Below are 23,057 nucleotides of genomic sequence, written 5' to 3' on the forward strand. Positions count from 1 at the left end.
CCGTAGCGCGGTATTCGACCTGCGCGTCCCCCTGGAGCCACCCGTGACCACCTCACCCCCCGGCGACCGCCTCACCCACGTCGACGACCAGGGCGCGGCCCGGATGGTCGACGTCTCCGAGAAGACGGTCACCGTGCGCACCGCCGTCGCCGCCGGCCGGGTCCGGGTCGCCCCCCGGGTGGTCGAGCTGCTGCGCGGCGAGGGCGTCCCCAAGGGCGACGCGCTCGCGGTGGCCCGGATCGCCGGGATCATGGGCGCCAAGAAGACCCCGGAACTGATCCCGCTCTGCCACCCGATCGCGGTCTCCGGCGTCCAGGTGGACCTCACGGTCACCGACGAGGCGGTCGAGATCACCGCCACCGTGCGGACCGCCGACCGCACCGGCGTCGAGATGGAGGCGCTGACCGCCGTCGCGGTGGCCGGCCTGACCGTGATCGACATGGTCAAGGCCGTGGACAAGGCCGCCGCCATCGAGAACATCCGGGTGCTCGGCAAGACCGGCGGCAAGAGCGGCGACTGGTTCGCCCCGGAGACCGCGGAATGAGGGCCCTCGCCGTCACCGTCTCCAACCGTGCCTCGGCCGGCGTCTACGAGGACAGGGGCGGCCCGCTGCTGGTGGCCGGCCTGCGCGCGATGGGCTTCACCGCCGACGGCCCCCGGGTCGTCCCGGACGGCGAACCGGTCGAGGCGGTGCTGCGCGAGGCCGTCGCGGCCGGCTACGACGTGGTGCTGACCACCGGCGGCACCGGCATCTCGCCCACCGACCTCACCCCCGAGATGACCGCCCGGGTCGTCGACCGGCCGGTCCCCGGCATCGCCGAGGCCATCCGGGCGTACGGGCGGGAGAAGGTCCCGGCCTCGGCGCTCTCCCGCGGGCTGGCCGGCCTCGCCGGACGCACCCTGATCGTCAACCTGCCGGGTTCCACCGGCGGTGTGAAGGACGGCCTGGTGGTCCTGGAGCCGCTGCTCGCGCACGCCGTCGACCAGCTCGGCGGCGGGGACCACCCCCGGCCCGACACACCTGCCGCCGGGAGGGCGCACTGAACGCCGGCTGGCCGGTGGAGCTCCACGAGGGGGAGGTCACGCTGCGCCCGATCCGGGCCCGCGACCAGCGCGACTGGCAGGAGGTCAGCCTCCGCAACCGGGACTGGCTGCGGCGCTGGGAGGCCACCGTGCCGCCCGGCGCGGCCGGCCGGAGCGCCGGTCCGCGCCCGACGTACCGGCAGATGGTCCGCTTCCTGCGCGGCGAGGCCTCGGCGGGCCGGATGCTGCCCTTCGTGGTCCTCTACAAGGGGCAGCTGGTCGGCCAGCTGACCGTCGGCGGGATCACCTGGGGCTCGATGTGCTCGGCCAACGTCGGCTACTGGATCGACGAGGCGGTGGCCGGCCGGGGCATCATGCCGACCGCCGTGGCGCTCTCGGTGGACCACTGCCTCGGCACCCTGGGGCTGCACCGGATCGAGGTCTGCATCCGGCCGGAGAACGGCCCGAGCCGCCGGGTGGTGGAAAAGCTCGGGTTCCGTTCGGAGGGAATGCGGCCCCGCTATCTGCACATCGACGGTGACTGGCGGGACCACCTGGTGTACGCGCTCACCGCCGAGGAGGTCCCCGAGGGGATGCTGGAGCGGTGGCGGGCGATCAGTTCGGGCCGTGAGTCAGGTAATTGAATATATGTTCGAAAAAAATATCAATATGGCATCGCCGTGGCGACGGACAGGCACAAATAGCGGCAAAATAGTCGGAGAATCAGCTTGATCGCACGACACGCCGTGTCAAATTGCTGCCGGGCCTTCCCCGGCGCCCGTACGGTGTGAAACGTGAGCAGTAGCGGCCTTATCTACGCCGTCATCGTAGGGGCCTGGGCCGCCTATCTGGTGCCAATGTGGCTCCGCAGGCAGGACGAGCTCAACGAGGCGCGCCCCACGGAGCGTTTCAGCACCGCCATCCGCCTGCTGGCCGGGCGTTCGGCGCTGGAGCGGCGGGCGTCCCGGACCCTGGGCGACGAACCGCGTGACGACGAGCAGAGCAATGACGACGGTCCTCCCGTACGGGACGAGGCCGCCTCCAGCGATCCCGGAAGCGGGGCCGACGGAAGGACCGAGGAGAGGGCCGAGGAGAAACCCGCGGCGGAGCCGGCGTCCGAGCGCCCGCCCGCCCAGGCCGCCGAGCGCCGGGCGCGGCTGCTGGCCCGCCGGCGCCGGATGGTCACCGTCCTCTTCATGGCCTTCGCCCTCGGCGCGGTCGTCGCGGCGGTGGCCGGTCTCGCCTTCCTCTGGGTCCCGGCCGTGCCGGCGATCCTCCTCACCCTCTACATCGGCCACCTGCGCAAGCTGGAGCGCCAGCGGTACGAGGTGAAGCTCGACCGGGCCCGGGCCGCCCAGGCCGCCGAGCGGCTGCGCAAGCGCGAGCGGCAGCGCGCCGAGGCCCGGCAGACCGAGGGCGCCGAGGCGCCCGCCCCGGCGCCCGTACCCGCCCCCGAGGGCCGGGCCGGGCGCGGCCGTTCGCACCTGCGGCTCGCCACCGAGGCCGACCAGGTCCCGGCGGAGGCGCGTCCGTCCGGCTCGGCCTCGGCCCTGGCGGAGGCGACCGAGCACGAGGAGTGGGTGGACGGCATGCGCGAACGCGGTGCGGCCGGTCCGGACTCGTGGGAGCCGGTGCCCGTCCCGCTGCCGACCTATGTCACCGCCCCGGTGGCTCCCCGGGTCAGCCGTGGCCTCGACCTGTCGGCCCCCGGAACCTGGACCGCCGGCCGCCCGGCGGAGTCCCGCAACAACACCCCGCTGTTCGACCAGTACGCCGAGGCCCCCGCCCCCGAGACCCGCCCCCGCGCCGCCAACGAGTGAGCCGCCCCGCCCCCGACCAGGAGCGCGTCCAGGGGGGTGGTCACGGACCCCCTCCGAAAGGTGCTAGAGTTTCTTCTCGTTGGGGCTGTGGCGCAGTCCGGTAGCGCACCTCGTTCGCATCGAGGGGGTCAGGGGTTCGAATCCCCTCAGCTCCACCCAACAAGAAGTCCCGTCCGATCATCAGATCGGGCGGGACTTCTGCGTTGTCTGGGGTGCGGCGGTGGGTGACCCGGGGTCAGCTGGGGCGGGACGGCCGAGGGCCGGCCGGAGGTGGTCCGGCCGGCCCTCGGGGCGGGGCTGTCAGGGGCGGCCGGAGCCGGCGTACGGGTCCGGCTGCGGGGCGCCGGACTGGGGCGGGACGGCCCCGTAGCGGGCGGGGCGGTACCCGCGCGGGTGGCGGGTGAGGGTGTAGCCCGCGACGCCCGCCAGGGCGGCCAGGATGCCGCCGCCGACGGTCCAGAACCAGCGGCTGTTCCAGCCGGAGAACCAGCCGGTGTACCAGTGCTCCTCGGGCTCCTCCGGTGCGGCGGCCTTGGCGGTGGCGGCGCCGCCACCGACCGGGGGCACCAGCGGGGCCTTCAGCTCGCCGCCCTCGGGCTGGGCGTTGTCCGCGTCGCCCTTGGCGCTGACGTGCAGCTGGACCGAGGCGGCGAGGCCGAGGTCCGGCTGCGGGGCGTCGGAGAGCGAGAGCCGGACGTAGTAGGTGCCCGGCAGCGGGTCGCCGGACCACGGCTCGGCCCAGGAGCGGACCTCGCGCAGGGTGCAGCTCAGGGCGAGCGAGGTGGTGGTCGTCTCACCGGTGGCGTTCTGGGTGCCGGCGGTGCAGGACTGGCGGCGGCGCAGCCCGTCGAACACCTCGACGCTCCAGGTCTGCGGCCCGTGCCGGTCGGGCGTGGGGGCCAGGTTGACGGTCAGGCCGACCGTCGCGGTCTGGCCCTCGGAGGCGCCGAACGCCCAGTACAGGTAGTCGCCGGTGGAGGCGGCCACGTTGGCGTCCTGGCCGGGGGCGAGGTTGATGGCGGTCAGGAAGGACGTCCCCGCCTTGGTGGCCGGGGCCGGCGTCCCGCTCTCGCTCGCCGAGGGGGACGGCGAGGCGGCGGAGGCGGCCGGGGCCGCGACCGCGAGGGCCGGGAACAGGGCGAGCGCGGCGAGCGCGCCGCGGAAGGCGCCGCGAAGTGTCGAGATGGGCATGGTCAGTTCTCCCGCCAGACAGCGATCCGCCAGCGTGCGATCCAGCCGAACACCAGGCCGGCCAGCAGACCGGCGAGGGTGAGCACCAGCAGCAGGATCCAGCCGCGGCCGAGACCCATCGCCGGGCCGTCCGGGGCGGACGAGGCACTGGCCAGGTCGACCGTCAGCTCCAGCGGCATGCCGGGGTCGGCCTGGACGCCGGGCTGGGCCGCGAGCGAGTTGCTGACGACCAGGCAGACGGTGGTCTCCGGCTTGGCGCTCGCGGAGCTGGACGGCGACGCGGTGACGTAGCCCTTGGAGTCGTTGGTGGACCAGCGCAGGCCGGTGGAGATGACGTCCGTCCGGCCGTTGCCGGCGTCGGTGCCGCGGACCAGTTCCTGCCCGGCCGTGCTGGTGGCCTGGAGGAGGACGCCGTAGTCACGGGCGACCGCGCGGTCGAGCGAGACGCTGACCGAGGCGCGCAGCTCCTGGCCGGCCTTCACCGGGACGCGGTAGACGCGGTGCTCGGAGAACTTCTCCCGGTCGCTGTAGACGCCGGGGGAGAGCACCGGGGCGTTCTCGCACTTGTCGGTGCCCGCCGTCTTGGTGGGCGTCACGGTGTAGGTGTCGTTGGAGCGGTCGACCAGTTGCTTCACCTTGTCGGTGAGCTGCTCCTGGGTGCGGACGTCGGTGTAGGTGCCGCCGGTGGCGTTGGCGATGCAGAGCAGCTGCTGGCGGGTCTTGTCGTCGTGGGCCAGACCGAGGGTGTCCACCACCAGGTGGATGCCCTGGGCGGCGAGTTCGCGGGCGACGTCGCAGGGGTCGGGCGGGGTGCAGGTGTCCTCGCCGTCGGTGATCAGCACCACCCGGCGGGTGGTCTCGCCCTTGCCGAGGTCCTGGGCGGCGCCGCGCAGGGCCAGGCCGATCGGGGTCCAGCCGGTCGGGCGCAGGGTGGCGACGGCGGTCTTGGCCTCGACCTTGTTGGTCTTGCCGACCGGGAAGAGCTGCTTGCTGTCCTGGCAGCCCTGGTTCTTGTCGTCGCCGGGGTAGTTGGCGCCGAGGGTGCGGATGCCGAACTCGGTCTCCGCGGGCAGCGCGTCGATCACCTCGTTCAGGGACTGCTGGGCCACCGCGATGCGGCTCTTGCCCTGGATGTCGGCGGTCCGCATGGAGCCGCTGACGTCCAGCACGAGGTCGACCCGGGGGGCTTCCTTGCCGGCGGAGCCGGCTGATGGTTCGTCGGCATGGGCGGGCAGGCCGCTGAGCAGCGCACCGCCTGTTATCGCCAGGGCGGCCAGCAGGCTGCCGAGCCTGGCCTTCGGTCGTCGTCCGGTAGTCACCCGCCGATCCTAGGGATCATCAGTTCGCCATGGCCAACGAGGGGAGGTGCGCGTGTGGTGCGGATCCGGCGTGAACTCCCGCTCGCCGATGGGAGATCGAGCGCCCGGCGCGGAGCTTCACGCCGGTCCTGCCGGGGCTGGCCGACCTTCTGTGGTGGCCGCCTCGCCCGCGAACTCGGCGGTGCGCGGGCTGGTCGCCGCGGTCCGGACCGGGCGGCTCGGCTACCCGTGGGCCGAACTGCTGCTGGCCGCCGGGCTGCTGGCCCTGGCGGGGCGCCGCCCGGAGTGAGCATGGCGGGGCGCCGCCAATAACAGGACACACCGGACGGAAGAGCCGATACATGGGGATAGCACTCGTTAGGGTGCAGAACAGGGCATGGGCGCCGCCGCACCGGCGTCCGGACCCGGCCGGCATGTCCGACTGATTGGAAGGATCAGCACGTGAGCAACCTCTTCGCGATCGCCTACCCGGATCTGGCCACCGCCCGGGCGGTGCGCGACGAAGCGGTCGGGCTGCAGACGCAGAAGCTGATCGACCTGGAGGACGCGGTCGTGGTGGAGCGCCGCGACGACGGCAGGATCAAGCTGCACCAGCAGGTCAGTACCACCGGAGCGGGCGCGGCCTCGGGCGCGCTCTGGGGCGGCGTCATCGGCCTGCTGTTCTTCATGCCGTTCCTCGGCGCGGCGGTCGGCGGCGCCGCCGGAGCGGCGGTCGGCGCCTCCACCGACATCGGGGTCGACGACGACTTCATGCGCGAGGTCGGACGGCACCTCCAGCCGGGCACCGCCGCGGTGTTCCTGCTGGTCCGCAAGGCCACCGCGGACAAGGTCGTTCCGGCGCTGGCCCGGTACGGCGGCCAGATCATCCAGACCTCGCTCTCGGCCGCCGCGGAGGCCGAGCTGAAGGCGACCGTCGAGGCGTCCCGGGCGGCCGCCGCCCCCGCCGCCCCGGCCGCGCCGCCCGCCCCGGCCGCGCCGCCCGCACCCGCCGCGCCGCCCGCCCCGCCCGCGCCGGCGTCCGCCTGAGCCGTACCGGCCTGACCTGACCAGCCGCTCACGTCGGGGCGGACGGGCCCGCCGCCCGTCCGCCCCGATCGCCATCCCGGCAGAAACACCCCCGCAGGACACCCCTACGCAGGACGGTCCGTGGTGACACCCTCCGCCGCGACGAGAACCGCCGGCCGGCCGCGCCGGACGGCGCGGACCCGGCGCACCACCGAACTCGCGCTGGTCCTGGCCGCCGTACTGATCGCCGTCTTCGGCTACGCCGAGGTCGGGGTCAACATCGACGGCACGGTGCCCGCCGACGCGGGCGAGTACGGCGCCGCGCTCGGCGTGCTCGCCCTGCTGGCGCACGTCGTGGTCCGCCGACGGGCGCCGTACGCGGATCCGCTGCTGCTGCCGATCGCCGTCCTGCTCAACGGGATCGGACTGGTCGTCATCTACCGCCTCGACCGGGCCACCCCCGGCGCCGGCGCGGCGCCCACCCAACTGCTCTGGTCGACGCTCGGGGTGGCGCTGTTCATCGCGGTGGTGCTGCTGCTGCGCGACCACAGACGGCTGCAGCGCTACGCGTACATCGGGGCGCTGGTGGCCCTGGTGCTGCTGGTACTGCCGATCTTCTTCCCACCGGTGTACGGCTCGCGGATCTGGATCACCGTCGGACCGCTCTCCTTCCAGCCGGGGGAGTTCGCCAAGATCCTGCTGGCGGTCTTCTTCGCCGCCTACCTGGCGGTGCACCGGGACGCGCTGGCGCTCACCGGCCGCCGGGTGTGGAGGTTCCGGCTGCCGCCCGGACGGGTGCTCGGACCGGTCCTGCTGATCTGGGCGGCCTTCGTCGGCATCCTCGTGCTGGAGACCGACCTCGGCACCTCGCTGCTCTTCTTCGGCCTCTTCGTGGTGATGCTGTACGTGGCCACCGCGCGCAGCGGGTGGATCGCCATCGGGCTGTTCCTGGCCGCGGTGGCGGCGGTCGGGGTCGGCTGGCTCTCGCCGCACGTGCACAGCCGGGTCGCCGACTGGCTGGACCCGCTCGGCTCGATCACCGCGGGGCGGGGCGCCAACCAGATCGCCCAGTCGCTGTTCGCGTTCGCCTGGGGCGGCGAACTGGGCACCGGCCTCGGCAACGGGCACTCCGTCCTGATCGGCTTCGCCGCCAAGTCCGACTTCATCCTCGCCACCATCGGCGAGGAACTGGGGCTGACCGGTCTGATCGCGGTGTTCCTGCTGTACGCGCTGCTGGTCTCCCGGGGCTTCCGCACCGGCATCGCGCTGCGCGACCCGTTCGGGCGGCTGCTGGCGATCGGGCTGGCCGCGATCGTCGGCCTCCAGGTGTTCGTGGTGGCCGGCGGGGTGCTCGACCTCATCCCGCTGACCGGGATGACCCTGCCGTTCGTCGCCCAGGGCGGCTCCTCGGTGGTCACCAACTGGATCATCGTCGCCCTGCTGGTGCGGATGAGCGACATCGCCCGCCGCCCGGCCCCGGAGGAGGTTTGATGTCCGGTCGCACCCGTCCGAAGAGCGCCGGGAACGGGCCCCAGGGCCTGCCGGGGATCTCCGTCACCGGCCGCCGGGCGGGCACCTTCTGCCTGCTGCTGATCGTGGCGCTCTGCGCCCAGGCCACCCGGATCCAGGTGTTCCGGGCCGACGAACTCGACCACAACGCCGCCAACCAGCGGCTCACCATCGAGCGCTACTCCCAGCCGCGCGGCAACATCCTGGTCGGCTCCGACACCGTCACCGGCTCCACGCCCACCGGCGGCCGCTACGACTACAAGCGCACCTACACCGACGGCCCGCTGTACGCGGCCGTCACCGGGTACTCCTCGCAGGCGTACGGCAACACCCAGCTGGAGGGGACCGAGGACGACCTGCTCTCCGGCACCGACGGCCGGCTGGCGAGCTGGGCGGTCTGGGACGCCGTCGCGCGCCGGCAGAACCCGGGCGGGGACGTCTACACGACCATCAACCGGGCCGCCCAGGAGGCCGCGATGCGCGGCCTCGGCAGCCAGAAGGGCGCGGTCGCCGCGATCGAGCCCGCCACCGGCCGGATCCTGGCCCTGGCCAGCACCCCCTCGTACGACCCGGGGAGCTTCGCCGGCTCCACCGCCGCCGACCAGGTGGCCTGGAACCGGCTCCAGGCCGACACCGACCAGCCGATGCTCAACCGGGCGCTGCGCCAGACCTACCCGCCCGGGTCGACCTTCAAGGTGGTCACGGCGGCGGCCGCGCTGGCGAACGGGGTGGTCACCGACATCGACGCGCCGACCGACACGCCCTACCCGTACGTCCTGCCGGGCACCACCACCCCGCTGGTCAACGACACCTCGGCGTGCGACCGGGCCGGGCTGTCGCTGGACACCGCGATGGTCTACAGCTGCAACAGCGTGCTGGGCCACCTCGGGGTGTCGACCGGCCTGGACCGGATGACGGCGATGGCCGAGAACTTCGGCTTCAACGACCCCAGGCTGGACATCCCGGTCCGGTCGGCCCGCTCCAACTTCGACACCGAGATGAACCAGTCCCAGGTCGCGCTCTCCGCCATCGGCCAGTTCGACACCGCGGCCACCCCGCTGGTGATGGCGATGGTCGCGGCCGGGGTCGCCGACAACGGCACGGTGATGCGTCCACAGCTTGTGGAGAAACTGACCAGGAACGACGGCACCACGGTGCGGCTGAGCCGGCCCACCCGGTACAAGCAGGCGATGAGCCCGGCGGTGGCCGCGCAGGTGCAGCGGCTGATGACCGACGTGGTGGAGAACGGCACCGGGCGCAACGCCCGGATCGCCGGGGCGGTGGTCGGCGGCAAGACCGGTACCGCCCAGCACGGGGTGGACAACAGCGGGACGCCGTACGCCTGGTTCATCTCCTGGGCCAGGCCGGCCGGCTCGGACCAGGTGGCGCCGGTGGCGGTCGCCGTGGTGATCGCGGACAGTGACGCCACCGATGTCACCGGCGGCGGACTCGCGGCGCCGATCGCCCGCTCGGTGATGCAGGCCGTCCTGGCCGGCTGAGGGCCTTCGCACCCCGGCCGACCTGCCGCTTAGCTGCTCGGTGGCAGATCCGCCGTCTGCGAAGTGTCCGGTTTGTACAGTCTGGCACGACGATTCGTCCAATGCGCGCGACGAGACTGTTCGTTTGCGACACTGGTGCTTTCGGGGGGTACTGTCCCATCTTTGTTCGGTTGGTCCCTGATGTCACCCCACGGCAGATCGAGTGACCGGCTCCTAGGACACCCTCCCCCGCCTAGAAGGATCCGCGTTTTGACCAGCAACACCCTTGGCGCGCGTCTTCTGCGACGCAAGCCCGTCGCCACCCTGATCGCCGAGAGCGAGGGCCGGGACGCCCTCCCCGCCGGTGCGCCCGAGGAGGGCGGACGCTCCGGCATCCACCTGCGGCGTTCCATCGGCCTCTGGCAGCTGTCCTCGATCGGCATCGGCGCCACCATCGGCACCGGCATCTTCTTCGTGCTCAGCACGGCCGTTCCGTCGGCCGGCCCGGCCGTCATCCTGTCCTTCGTGATCGCCGCGGTCACCGCGGGCCTGACCGCGCTCTGCTACGCCGAGATGGCCTCCGCGATCCCGGTCTCCGGCTCCTCGTACTCGTACGCCTATGCCACTCTCGGCGAGGGCGTCGCGTTCGGCGTCGGCATCTGCCTGCTGATGGAGTACGGCGTCTCCGCCTCCGCCATCGCGGTGAGCTGGGCCGAGTACCTGAACAAGTTCCTCGACCTGACCGTCGGCTGGCAGATCCCCGCCCAGTTGTCCGGCGCGCCCGGCGGCGGCCACTGGTTCAACCTGCCGGCGCTCATCCTGGTCGCGATGGTCTGCCTCCTGCTGGTGCGCGGCGTCAGCGAGTCGGTGAAGGTCAACGCGGCCATGGTGGGCATCAAGATCCTCATCCTGCTGCTCTTCGTCGGGATCGGCCTGACCGGCTTCCACTCCGGCAACCTGACCCCGTTCATGCCGCTGGGCATCGGCGGCGTCCAGGTCGCGGCCTCCAGCATCTTCTTCTCGTTCATCGGCCTGGACGCCGTGTCCACCGCCGGTGAGGAGGTCAAGAACCCGCGCCGCACCCTGCCGTTGGCGATCATCATCTCGCTGGTCGTGGTCACCCTGCTGTACATCCTGGTCGCCCTGGCCGGCATCGGCGCCCAGCCCTGGCAGAAGTTCGAGGGCCAGGAGGCCGGCCTCGCCCAGATCCTGCAGGACATCACCGGCCAGAGCTGGCCCGCGGTGGTCTTCGCGATCGGCGCGATCGTCTCGATCTTCAGCATCACCCTGGTGGTGATCTACGGCCAGACCCGCATCCTGTACTCGATGGGCCGCGACGGCATGCTGCCGAAGCGCTTCGCCCAGCTCTCCCCGCGCACCGGCACCCCGGTCTGGAACACCCTCGTGGTCGGCCTCGGCGTCGGCGCGCTCGCCGCCTTCGTGCCGCTGCGCGTCCTGGCCGACATCACCAGCCTGGGCACGCTGATCGCCTTCTCGGTCGTCTCGATCGGCGTGATCATCCTGCGCCGTACCCAGCCGGACCTGCCGCGTGGCTTCAAGGTCCCCGGCTACCCGGTCGTCCCGCTGCTCAGCGTCGGCTTCTGCGTCTACCTGATCACCGGCCTGCACGCCGACACCTACCGGGCCGGTGCGATCGCCCTGGCCGTCGCCCTGGTCGTGTACTTCGGGTACAGCGTCAAGCACTCCAGGCTGAACCGGCCGGAGCAGACCGCCCTCGCCGACCGCGCGACCGGCTGAGGCCGCAGAACCACGAGTAGGGGCACGAGGAGGGGACCGCCGGACGCCATGACACCCCGGCGGTCCCTTTCGTCCCGGTGGACACACCCCGCGCCGACATGGCGACAGGGTGCCACCCCCACCCATAACCTTCCACCATGGTGAGCACCCGCACGCCCGGCACCTCCCGCCCGCGCGGCCGCTTCACCGGCCGTAGCGGCACGCCGGCCCCGCCCGCACCGGCCGGACCGTCGGTCAGGTACGGACGCCTGCGCCGCGGCCTGGCCCCCGGACCGTTCCCCCGCCAGCGCGGCGGGAGCGCCCCCGCCCCGCCGCCCGATCGGCTGAACCCGGCCCGGCTCGCCTCCCTGCGCCGCGTCCAGGTGCTCGGCTGCGCGATCGCCGCGGGGTGGGCCGCCGCCTTCCCCCTCGTCTCGAACCTGCCCAACCAGCGGCTCTGGGGCACCGTCGCGGCCCCCGCGTACGCGGTCGCCGGGCTGTTCTGCCTGGTCCTGCCCCGGCGGTTCGCCGCCCGTGCCGCCGCCGTGGCCGCCCTGCTGGGGGCGGTCCTGGTGCCGCTGGTGCTGCTGGCCCTCCAGGGCCGCCACCAGTCCGAGGTGATGGTGGTCGAACGCTCCGCGCACCTGCTGCTCACCACCGGCAGCCCGTACCTGCCGCACCCGGCGGTGGTCACCGACTACGACCCGTACCTGCCCGCGATGACGCTGTTCGGGATGCCCCGCGCCCTGTTCGGCAACGGCAGTCCGGCGGCGCGGCTGGCCGGGGACGCCCGGATCTGGTTCGCGCTGGCCTTCCTGGGCTGCCTGCTGGCCAGCTGGCGGCTGCTGCGGCCGTCCCGGGACCGCGCCCCACTGCTGCCGCTGGCCGCGCTCACCGCCTCACCGCTGATCGCGCTGGCGCTGGTGGTCGGCGGGGTGGACCTGCCGCTGATCGGGGTCTGCTGCCTCGCCATGGCGCTGGCCGAGCGGGACCGCACCATCGCCGCCGGGCTGGTGCTCGCCCTGGCCTGCACCCTGAAGTGGACGGCGTGGCCGGCGCTGCCGGTGGCCGTCCTGCTGCTCTGGCGGCTGTACGGGCGGCGGCCGGCCGCCCGGGCCGGGCTCACCGCGCTCGGCGCGGGCCTGGTGGTGATCCTCCCGTCCGTCCTGGCCAGGGCGGACGCGCTGCGCGAGCAGGTGGTGCGGTTCCCGCTGGGGCTGACCGCGATCCACACCCCGGCGGGCAGCCCGCTGCCCGGCAAGGTGCTCGCCGGGCTGGGGCCGACCGGGCACACCGTCTCGCTGGCGCTGATGACGGTGGGCGGGGCCGGGGTGACGATCTGGCTGCTGGCCCGGCCGCCGGTCTCCGCGATCGCCGCCGCCGACCTGCTGGCGGGCGGGCTGGCGATCGCCTTCATGCTGGCGCCGGCCGGGCGCTTCGGGTACCTGGCGCTGCCGGTGGTGCTGCTGATCTGGCCCCGGCTGGCGGCCCGGCGGCTGAGCGGGCGCAGACCCGTCCCGGTGAACTGTCTGCTGGCCCGCCCGGATCCCGTCCTGCCCCGGAGCTGAGCACACCGGGACCGGGACGGGGACCGGACGGGCCCGTGGGCCGCGTCAGCGGTTGCCGGCCGCCTTGATCACGGCGGCCACGGCCGGCCCGGCCGCGTCGACACCGTGGCCGCCGCCCTGGACCTCGGCGGCGACGGCGATGTTGCCCCGGTAGGCGGTGAACCAGCTGTTGGTGGTGGCCATGCCGGCCACCTCGGCGGAGCCGGTCTTGGCGCCCGCGTTGTCCGAGATCCCGGCCATGGCGGCCTTGGCGGTGCCGTCCTTGGCGGTGGCGGCCATCATGTCGCGCAGCTTGCCGGCGGCGTCGGGGGAGAGGTTGCGGGCGGCCTTCTGCTGGGGCAGGTCGGCGACCAGGATCGGCTGCCTGAACTCGCCGCTCTGCACGGTGGCCGTGACCGAGGCGATGGCCAGCGGGTTCATCTGGACCTTGCCCTGGCCGATGTACTGCATGGCCTGCTCGTCCTTGTTGCCGCCCGCGTCCGGCACCCGGCCGTCGGTGTTGGGCAGGCCGGTCTTCCACTCCAGGCCGATGCCGAAGACGTCCTTGGCGGTGGAGGTGAGGGCGCCCGGCTTGAGGCTGGTCAGGCCCTGATTGATGAAGGCGGTGTTGCAGGAGATCATGAAGTCCTGCTTGAGGGTGTTGTTCGGGTAGACGTCCTCGAAGGAGTTCGGGATCGCCTGCGGGTTGCTGCTCTTCGCCGGGCAGGGCACCACGGTGTCGGGGTTGACGCCGGCCTCCAGCAGGGCGGCCGAGGTGAGGATCTTCATCGTGGAGCCGGGGGCCAGCAGGCCGGTGAAGGCCCGGTTCTGGCCGCTGGCGGGCGCGTTGGCGAAGGCCAGCACCTGACCGGTGCTCGGCTCGATCGCGACGATCGAGCCCGACTTGCCGGCGAGGTCGCTCATCGCCTTCTCGGCCGCGGCCTGCGCCGCGTTGTCGATGGTCACCTTGAACGGCTTGGCGGGCTTGGGCTCGACGATGGTGAACAGCTTGTCCGAGGCGCCCTTGCCGGCCGCGTCGGTGATCACCACGCCGCTGCCCGCGTCGCTCTGGTCCTTGGTCGGGTCGGCCTGGAGGATCTTGCGGGCGCTGTCCTGCAGGGCGCTCAGCAGCGCCGGGGTGATCGAGGCGCCCTGGAGCGCCTTGCCGTTGCGGTCCACCACGGTGGACGGCGGGGCGAAGACCGGCTGGGTGGCGATCACCTCGCCCGGGCCCAGGTGCGGGTGGATCACCGTCGGCGCCCAGTGCACGGCCGGGGTGTTGTCGCTCATCTTCACGACACTGAGGAAGCCGTTGTAGTCCCAGGCCCGGCTGGTGCCCTCGAACTCGGCCCGGGCCTTGAAGCCCATCAGCACACCGGCGGGGCCCGCGGCGGCGGACGGCGACTCGGTGCCCGCCGCGGTGCCGGTCGCCGAGGGCGTGCCGGAGGCGGAGGGCTTGGCGGCGGTCGGCGCGGGGGTGCCGGTGGCGGACGCGAAGGCGGCCGGGGTGGCCGGACCGGCCGGGGTCAGGGTCAGCCCGCTCGGCTTGACCTGGTCCTTGAAGGAGTTCAGCGCGGTGGTCGCGGCCGCCGGGTCGTCGGTCAGCCCGGCCGCCTTGGAGATGTCACCGGCGGCCCAGGCGTCCAGGAAGTCCTTGGCACCGGCCGAGGCCTGCTCCGCCGTGGGCGGCTCGGCGACCACGGTGCGGGCCTTCTTGGCCTTCGGCGCGTCGGCGTCGTCGGAGCCGCCGATGAGGCTGTACGCCCCGTAGCCGCCGCCCGCCAGCATGGCGACGGACACGCCGGTGATGATGCCGATCTTCGCGCCTCTGCGCATGGTGCTGATCCCCCTGGGGTCTGGCGACAGGTCGCAGCCGACGGTGGCCGGATACGGGTTCCGGGTTCAGCGTAGGCAGACGGACTCCGTACGCCGACGAAATGACCGGGTCTTGTGACGGATCTGGTACGTGTCGCGTACCACGCCGGTACCGGTCCCGCGCTCAGATCCAGCTGGTGAACCACATCCGCCGGCGCCAGTCCTCCATCGGGATCGCCTGCCCCGTGTAGAGGGGGTAGAAGAAGAGGAAGTTCCACATGATCAGCAGGACCAGCAGGCCGGCCGCCGCGGAGCCGATGACCCGGCGGTCCCGGGAGGCGCCGGGGGGCCCGATCAGCGCGCCGACCATCATGGTCACCGCGAGCGCCAGGAACGGCACGAAGGCCACCGCGTAGAACAGGAAGATCGTCCGCTGCTGGTAGGCGAACCAGGGCAGATAGCCCGCGGCCAGGCCGCAGAGCACCGCGCCGGCCCGCCAGTCCCGGCGGGCCGCCCAGCGCCACAGGCAGTAGACCAGGGCCACCACGCCCGCCCACCAGAGCAGCGGGGTGCCGATGCCCAGCACCTCGCGGGCGCACTCGCTCGCGGTGCAGCCGCTCTGGCCCTGCTTCGGGGACTCGTAGAAGAAGGAGACCGGCCGGCCCAGCACCAGCCAGCTCCACGGGTTGGACTGGTAGGTGTGCGGGTCGCTCAGGTGGGTGTGGAACTCGTACACCGTGGAGTGGTAGTGCCACAGCGCGCGCAGGCCCTCCGGGATCCAGGTCGCACCGTCCCGGCCGACCGCCCAGTCCCGGCCCCAGCCGCCCTTGCCGGGTGCGTTGCTGCTGGCGAACCAGCCCCACCAGGAGGTGATGTAGACGACCACCGAGACCACGACCACCGAGACGAAGGCCGGCACCACGTCCCGGACCAGCGTCGCCAGGTGCGGCCGGCCCGCCCCGGCCAGCCGGCGCGCGCCCACGTCCCAGAGCACCGTCAGCACGCCGAACGCGGCCGCCACGTAGAGGCCGCTCCACTTGGTGGCGCAGGTCAGCCCCACACAGACACCGGCCGCGATCCGGTACGGCCGCCAGCCCAGGTTCAGCCGCCCGGCCAGCGCCGGGTCCGCCACGCCGCCGAGGCGCTCGGCGATCCGGGCCCGGGTGCGGTCGCGGTCCAGCAGCAGGAAGCCGAACGCGGCGAGGATCCAGAACATCACGATCAGGTCCAGCAGCGCCGCCCGGCTGAGCACGAAGTGCAGACCGTCCACCGCCAGCAGCAGCCCGGCCACGCAGCCCAGCAGGGTCGAACGGAACAGCCGGCGGGCGATCCGGGCCACCATCAGGATGGAGAGCGTGCCCAGCAACGCCACCGAGAACCGCCAGCCGAACGGGTTCATCCCGAAGAGCTGCTCGCCCGCGCCGATGATCCACTTGCCGACCGGCGGATGGACCACATAGCTGGCGACGGCCTGGTACGGCACCGCCGCCCCCGGCGTCATGATCTGTTCGTTGGCGCCCTCCGGCCAGCTGATCTCGTAGCCGCCGTGCCAGAGCGCGTAGGCGTCCTTGGCGTAGTACGTCTCGTCGAAGATGATCGCGTGCGGCTGGCCGAGGCCGGTGAACCGCAGCAGCCCGCCGAACAGCGCCACCGCCAGCGGGCCCAGCCAGCCCGCCCAGCGGCAGAGCCAGGACCAGAGCCGGTCCGGCAGGGCTATCCCGAGCCGCAGCAGCAGCGGGGAGGGCGCGACCCGGTCGGGCGTCACCCCCGGGCCGTCCGGCATCGGCGGCACCAGCCGCTCGGCCAGCGGGACCGCGGGCGCGGGCGTGTAGCCGTGCCGGACCAGGCCGCGCAGCCAGGCCGGGCGCGGCGGACCGGGCCGGTCCGGTCCGGGCTGCTCCGGTCCGGGCTCGCGGGGGCCGGGGACGGCGGGGGACGGCTGGTCCGTCAGGACCGGCACGCCAACGCCACCCTGCGCGGTGTGGTCTGTACCAGTAGGCGTCTGCGCCGCCGTGTCGCCGTTCATCCGCCACATCGTAGGGGCGGTCGCCGGCCGGGGAACGGCTCCCTCCGAAGCTGCCCGAATCGTCACCAAAAGCGCCCGGCGGCCGGAAGCTGAAAGGATGGGGGCGTGACAGGAGTACTCGTTCTCGCAGGCACCCCCATCGGCGACGTCTCGGACGCCCCGCCCCGGCTGCTCACCGAGCTGGCCGCCGCGGATGTGATCGCGGCCGAGGACACCCGGCGGCTGCGCCGGCTCACCCAGGCGCTCGGGGTGACCCCGGCCGGGCGGGTGGTCTCCTACTTCGAGGGCAACGAGGTCGGGCGGACCCCCGAACTGGTCGAGGCGCTGCTCGGCGGCGCCCGGGTGCTGCTGGTGACCGACGCCGGGATGCCGTCCGTCTCCGACCCCGGCTACCGGCTGGTGGCCGCCGCCGTGGCCGCCGACGTGAAGGTGACCGCGGTGCCCGGGCCGTCCGCGGTGCTCACCGCGCTCGCGCTGTCCGGCCTCCCGGTGGACCGCTTCACCTTCGAGGGCTTCCTGCCGCGCAAGACCGGGGACCGGGCCCGCCAGCTCGCCTCGGTCGCCGCCGAGCCGCGCACCATGGTCTTCTTCGAGGCCCCGCACCGGATCGCCGAGGCGCTGGCCGCGATGGCCGAGGCGTTCGGGGCCGAGCGGCCGGCCGCGGTCTGCCGCGAGCTGACCAAGACCTACGAGGAGGTCAGGCGAGGACCGCTCGGCGAGCTGGCGGCCTGGGCCGCCGAGGGCGTCAGGGGCGAGATCACCGTGGTGGTCTCGGGCGCCCCGCCGGCCGCGCCGCAGGAGCTGGGCCCGGCCGAACTGGCCCGCCGGGTGGCCGTCCGGGAGGAGGCGGGGGAGCGCCGCAAGGAGGCCATCGCGGCGGTCGCGGCGGAGCTCGCGCTGCCCAAGCGGGAGGTGTTCGACGCGGTGGTCGCCGCCAAGAACGAGGCCGGGAAGCCGGCCGGGAAGGCCGGGTAGCCGGGCCGGAACCCGCGCCGGGAACGCCGGGAACGGGGCCCGGAGCGGGCCCCGGAAAACGGGTGGAAACCGGGAGTGCCCGGGGCCGGGAGGGCGCGTACCTTGGAGAGAAGGCCCCGGTAAACACTCGTTGAGCTGAAGCTTTGGGCGCGCTTTTCGTACAGGATCCCTCCTTTCGTATAGGGATTCCCAACCAGCGTCCAAGTCTTCACAAGACGGGTATCGGCCGGGGCGGTCCGGGCATTTCCTGGGAAGGAAAGACCCAGCCGGGCGAGCGCCCGGCGGGCGCTGGGAGACGGCTATGAGCGAGACGATCGGTAGCCCCCTCGGTGGTAACGCGCTGAGCGACCCCGGCCCGGCGGGCCGGCCGCACACTCCCGTGGAGACCGTTCGGGAGGCCTACTCCTTCGCGTGCCTGAGCTGCGGGTACGGCTGGGAGCAGGCGTACGACATCGAGCACCACCCCGCCCGGGACGGGCACGTCGTGTTCGAGTACCACGCCAACGGTGTCCGGGTGCCGTCCCCGCTGCTCAAGCCGACCTGCCCGGGCTGTGGTGGCCACACCGTCCGGATCATGCGCGAGGGCCGGGTGGCCAGCGCCGAACGGCACTGGCAGCACGCCCCCGGCTACCCCGCGCACGCCGAGCCGGCCGGGGCCCCGGCGGCCACCGACACCGTCCGCCCGCAGGGCCGGTGGGCGCGGTTCTGGTCGCGGCTGCTGGGCTGACCGCGGCGACGGCGCCGACCGCGACCGCGACCCCCTCCGCGGCGGGCGGCGACCGTCCAGCGGCGTGAGCGGCCGACGGAGCCGGGCCGCCCTCGACCGACCGGTCGAGGGCGGCCCCGCACGCGACTAAGATTTCCGACCATGGCGGCCACTGCAGACCACAGCACCACCGGGACCCCGACCCCGGCGTACTACGTTTCCACCCCGATCTACTACGTCAACGATCGCCCGCACCTGGGCCACGCGTACACCACCGTGGCGGGCGACGTCCTCACCCGCTGGCACCGTCAGCGCGGCGAGAAGGTCTGGTACCTGACCGGCACCGACGAGCACGGCCAGAAGATCCTGCGCACCGCCGAGGCCAACGGCGTCAGCCCGCAGGAGTGGTGCGACAAGCTGGTCGAGGAGGCGTGGAAGCCGCTCTGGGAGCACCTGGAGATCGCCAACGACGACTTCATCCGCACCACCCAGCAGCGCCACACCGACCGGGTGCAGGAGTTCGTCCAGGACCTGTACGACAAGGGCGAGATCTACAAGGGCGGCTACTCCGGCCCGTACTGCGTCGGCTGCGAGGAGTACAAGCTCCCCGCCGAACTGCTGGACGGCGCCGCCGAGGGCGAGAAGCTCTGCCCGATCCACAAGAAGCCGGTCGAGTGGCTGGAGGAGGAGAACTACTTCTTCCGCCTCTCCGCGTACGGCCCGAAGCTGCTGGAGTTCTACGCCGAGAACCCCGGCTTCATCGCCCCCGAGTCGGCCCGCAACGAGGTGCTGCGCTTCGTCGAGCAGGGGCTGCAGGACCTCTCGATCTCCCGCTCCACCTTCAACTGGGGCGTGCCGCTGCCCTGGGACGAGAAGCACGTCCTGTACGTCTGGGTGGACGCGCTGCAGAACTACATCACCGCGGCCGGCTACGGCGCCGACCCGGAGCGGTTCGCCGAGCTGTGGCCCGCCTCCGTCCACCTGGTGGGCAAGGACATCCTGCGCTTCCACGCGGTGATCTGGCCGGCCATGCTGATGGCCGCCGGGCTGCCGCTGCCCAAGCGGATCGTCGCCAACGGCTGGCTGATGGTCGGCGGCGAGAAGATGTCCAAGTCCAACCTGACCGGCATCGCGCCCACCGACCTGACCTCGCACTTCGGCGTGGACGCGTACCGCTACTACTTCCTGCGGGCGATCCCGTTCGGCACGGACGGCTCCTTCTCCTGGGAGGACTTCACCGCCCGGTACACCTCCGAGCTCGCCAACGACTTCGGCAACCTCGCCTCGCGGGTGGCCGCCATGGTCGGCAAGTACTTCGACGGCGTGCTGCTGGCCTCGGCCGCCCACGGCGACGCCGAGCAGGCCGTCGCGGACGGGCTCACCGCCGCCGCGGCGACCGCCGACCGGAAGATCGGTGAGGAGCTGGACTTCGCCGGCGGCCTCACGGCGATCTTCGAGTTCGTCAAGCAGGTCAACGGCTACCTCACCGAGCAGGAGCCCTGGAAGGTCGCCAAGGACGACTCGGCGGAGGGCCGGGCGCGCCTCGCGACCATCCTCTACACCGCCGCCGAGGCGCTGCGGGCCACCGCCGTCCTGCTCAACCCGGTGATGCCGAGCACCGCCGAGAAGCTCTGGGCCTCGCTGGGCGCGGCCGACGCGGGCCTCGGCGAGCTGGCCGGCCAGACCGTCGCCACCGTCGCGGACTGGGGCCGGCTGCCCGTCGGCGCCACCGTCACCAAGGGCGACATCCTGTTCCCCCGCCTGGAAGAGAAGTCCGCCTCCTGATGGCCAAGACGGACGACCGGTCGACCCCACCGCCGCTGCCCGCCCCGCTGGCGGTGGCGGTGGCCGACTCGCACACCCACCTGGACATGCAGTCCGGCACCCCCGCCGAGGGCCTCGCCAAGGCCGCCTCGGTGGGGGTCGCCACCGTCGTCCAGGTGGGCTGCGACGTGCCCGGCTCCCGCTGGGCCGCCGACCTCGCGGCCGAGTTCGGGCAGGTGCACGCGGCCGTCGCCCTGCACCCCAACGAGGCGCCCCGGATCTACCTCGGCGACCCCGACGGCTGGTCCGGGCAGCAGCGCCCGGCCGGCGGGCAGGCCACGCTCGACGCGGCCCTCGCCGAGATCGACGCGCTCGCCGCGCTGCCGCAGGTCGTCGCGGTCGGCGAGACCGGCCTCGACTACTTCCGCACCGGCCCGGAGGGCGTGGAGATCCAGAAGGAGTCGTTCCGCCGCCACATCGCGATGGCCAAGCGGCACGGCAAGGCCCTGGTGATCCACGACCGGGACGCCCACGAGGACGTCATCGCCGTCCTGCTGGAGGAGGGCGCCCCCGAGCGGACGGTCTTCCACTGCTACTCCGGCGACGCCGCGATGGCCAGGATCTGCGCCGAGCACGGCTGGTACCTCTCCTTCGCCGGCCCGGTCACCTTCAAGGCCAACCAGCCGCTGCGGGACGCCCTCGTCGCCACCCCGCTCGACCGCGTCCTGGTCGAGACCGACGCGCCCTTCCTCACCCCCCACCCCTACCGGGGCCGGCCCAACGCGCCGTACCTGATCCCGGTCACGGTCCGCTCGATGGCCGGGACGCTCGGCCTGCACGAGGACGAACTCGCGACGGCGATCGCGGCGAACACGGCCAGGGCCTTCGGCTACTGAGCGGGTCGCACGAATATTCGGTTCAGGGGAAACGGTTCGGCACTCTCGTGGCGCTGTAAGGCTGGTTGGCATGAGTGCGGTGGGGGAGGTGGCGATGGCCGCCGAGCCGTCGTCCATGAGTTCCACCGGGACGAGGAGAAGGGCGTCTATCTGCCCGTCGCCCGGCACGAAGGGGTGCTGCGCACCTCCGTGGCCGTACCCCGTGGAGATCGACCTCGCGGCGGTCGTCGAACTCTGAGCGCCCGCCGCGCCCGTATCCTTGGCGCGTGAGCACCACCGATCCCACCCCTGACAGCCTCCCGCAGCCCCCGGCCGGAGGGGCCGCCCTGCTGGGCGGCGCCGACATCCGGGAGCTGGCGGCCGCGTTCGGCGTGAAGCCGACCAAGCAGCGCGGGCAGAACTTCGTCACCGACGCCAACACCGTGCGGCGGATCGTCCGGGCCGCGGACGTGACGGGCGAGGACTCGGTGGTCGAGGTCGGGCCCGGACTCGGGTCGCTGACGCTGGCGCTGCTGGAGGTCGCCGAGCACGTCACCGCCGTCGAGATCGACCCCGTCCTGGCGCGCCACCTGCCGGACACCGTCGCCGCCCGGCTGCCCGGCAAGGCCGACGCCTTCGACCTCGTGTTCAGCGACGCGATGGACGTCACCGAGCTGCCCGGCCCGGCGCCGACCGCGCTGGTCGCCAACCTGCCCTACAACGTGGCCGTGCCGGTGCTGCTGCACATGCTCGCCACCTTCCCCAGCATCGAACGCACCCTGGTGATGGTGCAGAGCGAGGTCGCCGACCGGCTCGCGGCCAAGCCGGGGAACAAGGTGTACGGCGTCCCGTCGGTCAAGGCCAACTGGTACGCGGAGGTGAAGCGGGCCGGCGCCATCGGGCGCAACGTGTTCTGGCCCGCGCCCAACGTCGACTCCGGGCTGGTCTCGCTGATCCGCCGCGACCCGCCGCGCACCACCGCCAGCCGCGAGGAGGTCTTCGCGGTCGTCGACGCCGCGTTCGCCCAGCGACGCAAGACCCTGCGCGCCGCGCTGGCCGGCTGGGCCGGCTCCCCGGCCGCGGCCGAACAGGCGCTCGCCGCCGCCGGGATCGACCACAAGCTGCGCGGCGAGATGCTGACGGTGGAGCAGTTCGCCGCCATCGCCGAGCAGAAGCCAGCGGGATCGGCGGGTGCGGCGGGCCGGACGGAGCGGGCCGATCAGGCCGATCAGTCGGAGAAGACGGAGCAGCAGTGATCACGGTACGGGTCCCCGCCAAGGTCAACGTCCAGCTGGGGGTCGGCGGACTGCGGGCCGACGGCTACCACGACCTGGCGAACGTCTTCTTCGCCGTCGCCCTCGGCGACGAGGTGACGGCCACCGCAGCCACCCCCGGCGAGGGCGTCACCCTCAGCTGCTCCGGCCCCGACGCGGCCGCCGTCCCGCTCGACGACAGCAACCTCGCCGCCCGCGCCGCCCGGCTGCTCGCCGCCCACCACGGACTGGCCGCCCCCGACGTCCGCCTGCACATCGCCAAGGCCATCCCGGTGGCCGGCGGCATGGCCGGCGGCAGCGCCGACGGCGCTGCGGCGCTGGTCGCCTGCGACGCCCTCTGGGGCCTGCGGACCCCCTTCGAGACCCTGCTGGAACTCGCCGCCGAACTCGGCTCCGACGTACCGTTCGCACTGGTCGGCGGCGTCGCCCTCGGCCGGGGACGCGGCGAGATCCTGGAGCCGCTGCCCGTCGGCGGGACGTTCCACTGGGTCTTCGCCGTCGCCGACGGCGGGCTCTCCACCCCCGCCGTCTTCCGCGAGTGCGACCGCCTCCGCGACGAGGCCGGCACCGGCTCCACCGACACCGAGGTGCCCACCCCCGACGCCGACCCCGCGCTGCTCGCCGCCCTCGCCGACGGCGACGCCGTCGCCCTGGCCGCCGCGCTCGCCAACGACCTCCAGCAGGCCGCCCTCTCGCTGCGCCCCGCGCTCGCCGACACCCTGCGGGCCGGCACCGAGGCCGGTGCGATCGGCGCCCTGGTCTCCGGCTCCGGCCCGACCTGCGCCTTCCTCGCCAAGGACGCCGACTCGGCGGCCGCCGTCGCCGAGGCCCTGCGCGCGTCCGGTGCGTGCCGTACGGCGCACGCCACCTACGGGCCGGTGGCGGGGGCGGGCGTCCCGGCGTAACGGGAGCCCAGGGCCGTTCCGGGCGGCTCGTCGAGGTGGGGCGGGCGGCTTGTCGGGGCGGCCCGGTACGGGCGTGACCGGTGCCGGG

At 73.3% G+C, this 23,057-nt stretch carries 20 protein-coding genes and 1 tRNA gene; 17 read left to right on the plus strand and 4 right to left on the minus strand.

Annotation, left to right across the window (positions count from 1 at the left end; translation table 11 throughout):
- Nucleotides 1–103: 103 nt before the first annotated feature.
- From moaC to AB0P06_RS11605, 5 genes are all read left to right on the plus strand, one after another.
- Nucleotides 104–544 carry a cyclic pyranopterin monophosphate synthase MoaC gene (gene moaC / locus AB0P06_RS11585; protein ID WP_363607022.1) on the plus strand — a complete coding sequence of 147 codons (441 nt, stop codon included), beginning with the start codon at nt 104–106 and terminating at the stop codon, nt 542–544.
- Nucleotides 541–1,044 carry a MogA/MoaB family molybdenum cofactor biosynthesis protein gene (locus tag AB0P06_RS11590; protein ID WP_363606925.1) on the plus strand — a complete coding sequence of 168 codons (504 nt, stop codon included), beginning with the start codon at nt 541–543 and terminating at the stop codon, nt 1,042–1,044. The genes moaC and AB0P06_RS11590 overlap by 4 nt, the downstream gene beginning before the upstream one ends.
- Nucleotides 1,045–1,058: 14 nt before the next feature.
- A complete protein-coding gene (locus tag AB0P06_RS11595) occupies nt 1,059–1,667 on the plus strand; it encodes a GNAT family protein (RefSeq protein WP_363606927.1) in 609 nt (202 codons plus the stop codon).
- Between the two features lie 150 nt (nt 1,668–1,817).
- On the plus strand, nt 1,818–2,843 hold the full coding sequence (locus AB0P06_RS11600; RefSeq protein WP_363606928.1) for a hypothetical protein: 1,026 nt from the start codon (nt 1,818–1,820) through the stop codon (nt 2,841–2,843).
- Between the two features lie 81 nt (nt 2,844–2,924).
- Nucleotides 2,925–2,998 (plus strand) — tRNA-Ala (locus AB0P06_RS11605).
- Nucleotides 2,999–3,143: 145 nt separating this feature from the next.
- Here AB0P06_RS11605 and AB0P06_RS11610 read toward each other — a convergent pair.
- On the minus strand, nt 3,144–4,034 hold the full coding sequence (locus tag AB0P06_RS11610; RefSeq protein ID WP_363606929.1) for a peptidase: 891 nt from the start codon (nt 4,032–4,034) through the stop codon (nt 3,144–3,146).
- Nucleotides 4,035–4,036: 2 nt separating this feature from the next.
- Nucleotides 4,037–5,353: a VWA domain-containing protein gene (locus tag AB0P06_RS11615; protein WP_363606930.1), complete on the minus strand. Its 1,317-nt coding sequence runs from the start codon at nt 5,351–5,353 to the stop codon at nt 4,037–4,039.
- A gap of 154 nt (nt 5,354–5,507) precedes the next feature.
- Between AB0P06_RS11615 and AB0P06_RS11620 the strand changes: the two genes are divergently transcribed.
- The 6 genes from AB0P06_RS11620 to AB0P06_RS11645 all read left to right on the plus strand — a co-directional run bounded on the left by AB0P06_RS11620 (nt 5,508) and on the right by AB0P06_RS11645 (nt 12,650).
- On the plus strand, nt 5,508–5,642 hold the full coding sequence (locus AB0P06_RS11620; protein ID WP_363606931.1) for a hypothetical protein: 135 nt from the start codon (nt 5,508–5,510) through the stop codon (nt 5,640–5,642).
- Nucleotides 5,643–5,794: 152 nt separating this feature from the next.
- A complete protein-coding gene (locus AB0P06_RS11625) occupies nt 5,795–6,379 on the plus strand; it encodes a DUF1269 domain-containing protein (RefSeq protein ID WP_363606932.1) in 585 nt (194 codons plus the stop codon).
- 123 nt (nt 6,380–6,502) lie between these two features.
- Complete coding sequence (locus tag AB0P06_RS11630; RefSeq protein ID WP_363607023.1) at nt 6,503–7,849, plus strand: FtsW/RodA/SpoVE family cell cycle protein; 1,347 nt, start codon at nt 6,503–6,505, stop codon at nt 7,847–7,849.
- Nucleotides 7,849–9,366, plus strand: coding sequence for a penicillin-binding transpeptidase domain-containing protein (locus AB0P06_RS11635; protein WP_363606933.1), 1,518 nt, complete (start codon nt 7,849–7,851; stop codon nt 9,364–9,366). The genes AB0P06_RS11630 and AB0P06_RS11635 overlap by 1 nt, the downstream gene beginning before the upstream one ends.
- Before the next feature lie 249 nt (nt 9,367–9,615).
- Nucleotides 9,616–11,103 (plus strand): amino acid permease, encoded by a 1,488-nt coding sequence (locus tag AB0P06_RS11640; protein WP_363606935.1) that lies wholly within the window; start codon nt 9,616–9,618, stop codon nt 11,101–11,103.
- A 137-nt stretch (nt 11,104–11,240) separates the two neighbouring features.
- Nucleotides 11,241–12,650, plus strand: coding sequence for a glycosyltransferase 87 family protein (locus AB0P06_RS11645; RefSeq protein WP_363606937.1), 1,410 nt, complete (start codon nt 11,241–11,243; stop codon nt 12,648–12,650).
- A 45-nt stretch (nt 12,651–12,695) separates the two neighbouring features.
- Here AB0P06_RS11645 and AB0P06_RS11650 read toward each other — a convergent pair whose 3' ends face one another.
- The gene (locus AB0P06_RS11650) at nt 12,696–14,465 is read right to left on the minus strand and encodes a penicillin-binding transpeptidase domain-containing protein (RefSeq protein ID WP_363606939.1); all 1,770 of its coding nucleotides are present in this window, start codon (nt 14,463–14,465) and stop codon (nt 12,696–12,698) included.
- Nucleotides 14,466–14,628: 163 nt separating this feature from the next.
- Nucleotides 14,629–16,470 carry a phospholipid carrier-dependent glycosyltransferase gene (locus tag AB0P06_RS11655; RefSeq protein WP_363606941.1) on the minus strand — a complete coding sequence of 614 codons (1,842 nt, stop codon included), beginning with the start codon at nt 16,468–16,470 and terminating at the stop codon, nt 14,629–14,631.
- A gap of 105 nt (nt 16,471–16,575) precedes the next feature.
- On the opposite strand from AB0P06_RS11655, the gene rsmI reads away from it, so the two are divergent.
- The 6 genes from rsmI (at nt 16,576) to AB0P06_RS11685 (ending at nt 22,969) form a co-directional block, all read left to right on the plus strand.
- Nucleotides 16,576–17,445 carry a 16S rRNA (cytidine(1402)-2'-O)-methyltransferase gene (gene rsmI / locus AB0P06_RS11660; protein ID WP_363606943.1) on the plus strand — a complete coding sequence of 290 codons (870 nt, stop codon included), beginning with the start codon at nt 16,576–16,578 and terminating at the stop codon, nt 17,443–17,445.
- 301 nt (nt 17,446–17,746) lie between these two features.
- Nucleotides 17,747–18,172: a hypothetical protein gene (locus AB0P06_RS11665; protein WP_363606945.1), complete on the plus strand. Its 426-nt coding sequence runs from the start codon at nt 17,747–17,749 to the stop codon at nt 18,170–18,172.
- Between the two features lie 141 nt (nt 18,173–18,313).
- Complete coding sequence (metG, locus tag AB0P06_RS11670; protein WP_363606947.1) at nt 18,314–19,936, plus strand: methionine--tRNA ligase; 1,623 nt, start codon at nt 18,314–18,316, stop codon at nt 19,934–19,936.
- A complete protein-coding gene (locus AB0P06_RS11675; protein ID WP_363606949.1) occupies nt 19,936–20,811 on the plus strand; it encodes a TatD family hydrolase in 876 nt (291 codons plus the stop codon). Before metG ends, AB0P06_RS11675 begins: the two co-directional genes overlap by 1 nt.
- Before the next feature lie 266 nt (nt 20,812–21,077).
- Nucleotides 21,078–22,046, plus strand: a complete 969-nt coding sequence (rsmA, locus tag AB0P06_RS11680) for a 16S rRNA (adenine(1518)-N(6)/adenine(1519)-N(6))-dimethyltransferase RsmA (protein ID WP_363606951.1) — start codon at nt 21,078–21,080, stop codon at nt 22,044–22,046.
- Nucleotides 22,043–22,969 (plus strand): 4-(cytidine 5'-diphospho)-2-C-methyl-D-erythritol kinase, encoded by a 927-nt coding sequence (locus AB0P06_RS11685; protein WP_363606953.1) that lies wholly within the window; start codon nt 22,043–22,045, stop codon nt 22,967–22,969. The genes rsmA and AB0P06_RS11685 overlap by 4 nt, the downstream gene beginning before the upstream one ends.
- Nucleotides 22,970–23,057: the final 88 nt, after the last annotated feature.

Origin of the sequence: Kitasatospora sp. NPDC088351 (assembly GCF_040685575.1) — a bacterium.
In the GTDB taxonomy this organism is placed as follows: Bacteria; Actinomycetota; Actinomycetes; order Streptomycetales; family Streptomycetaceae; genus Kitasatospora.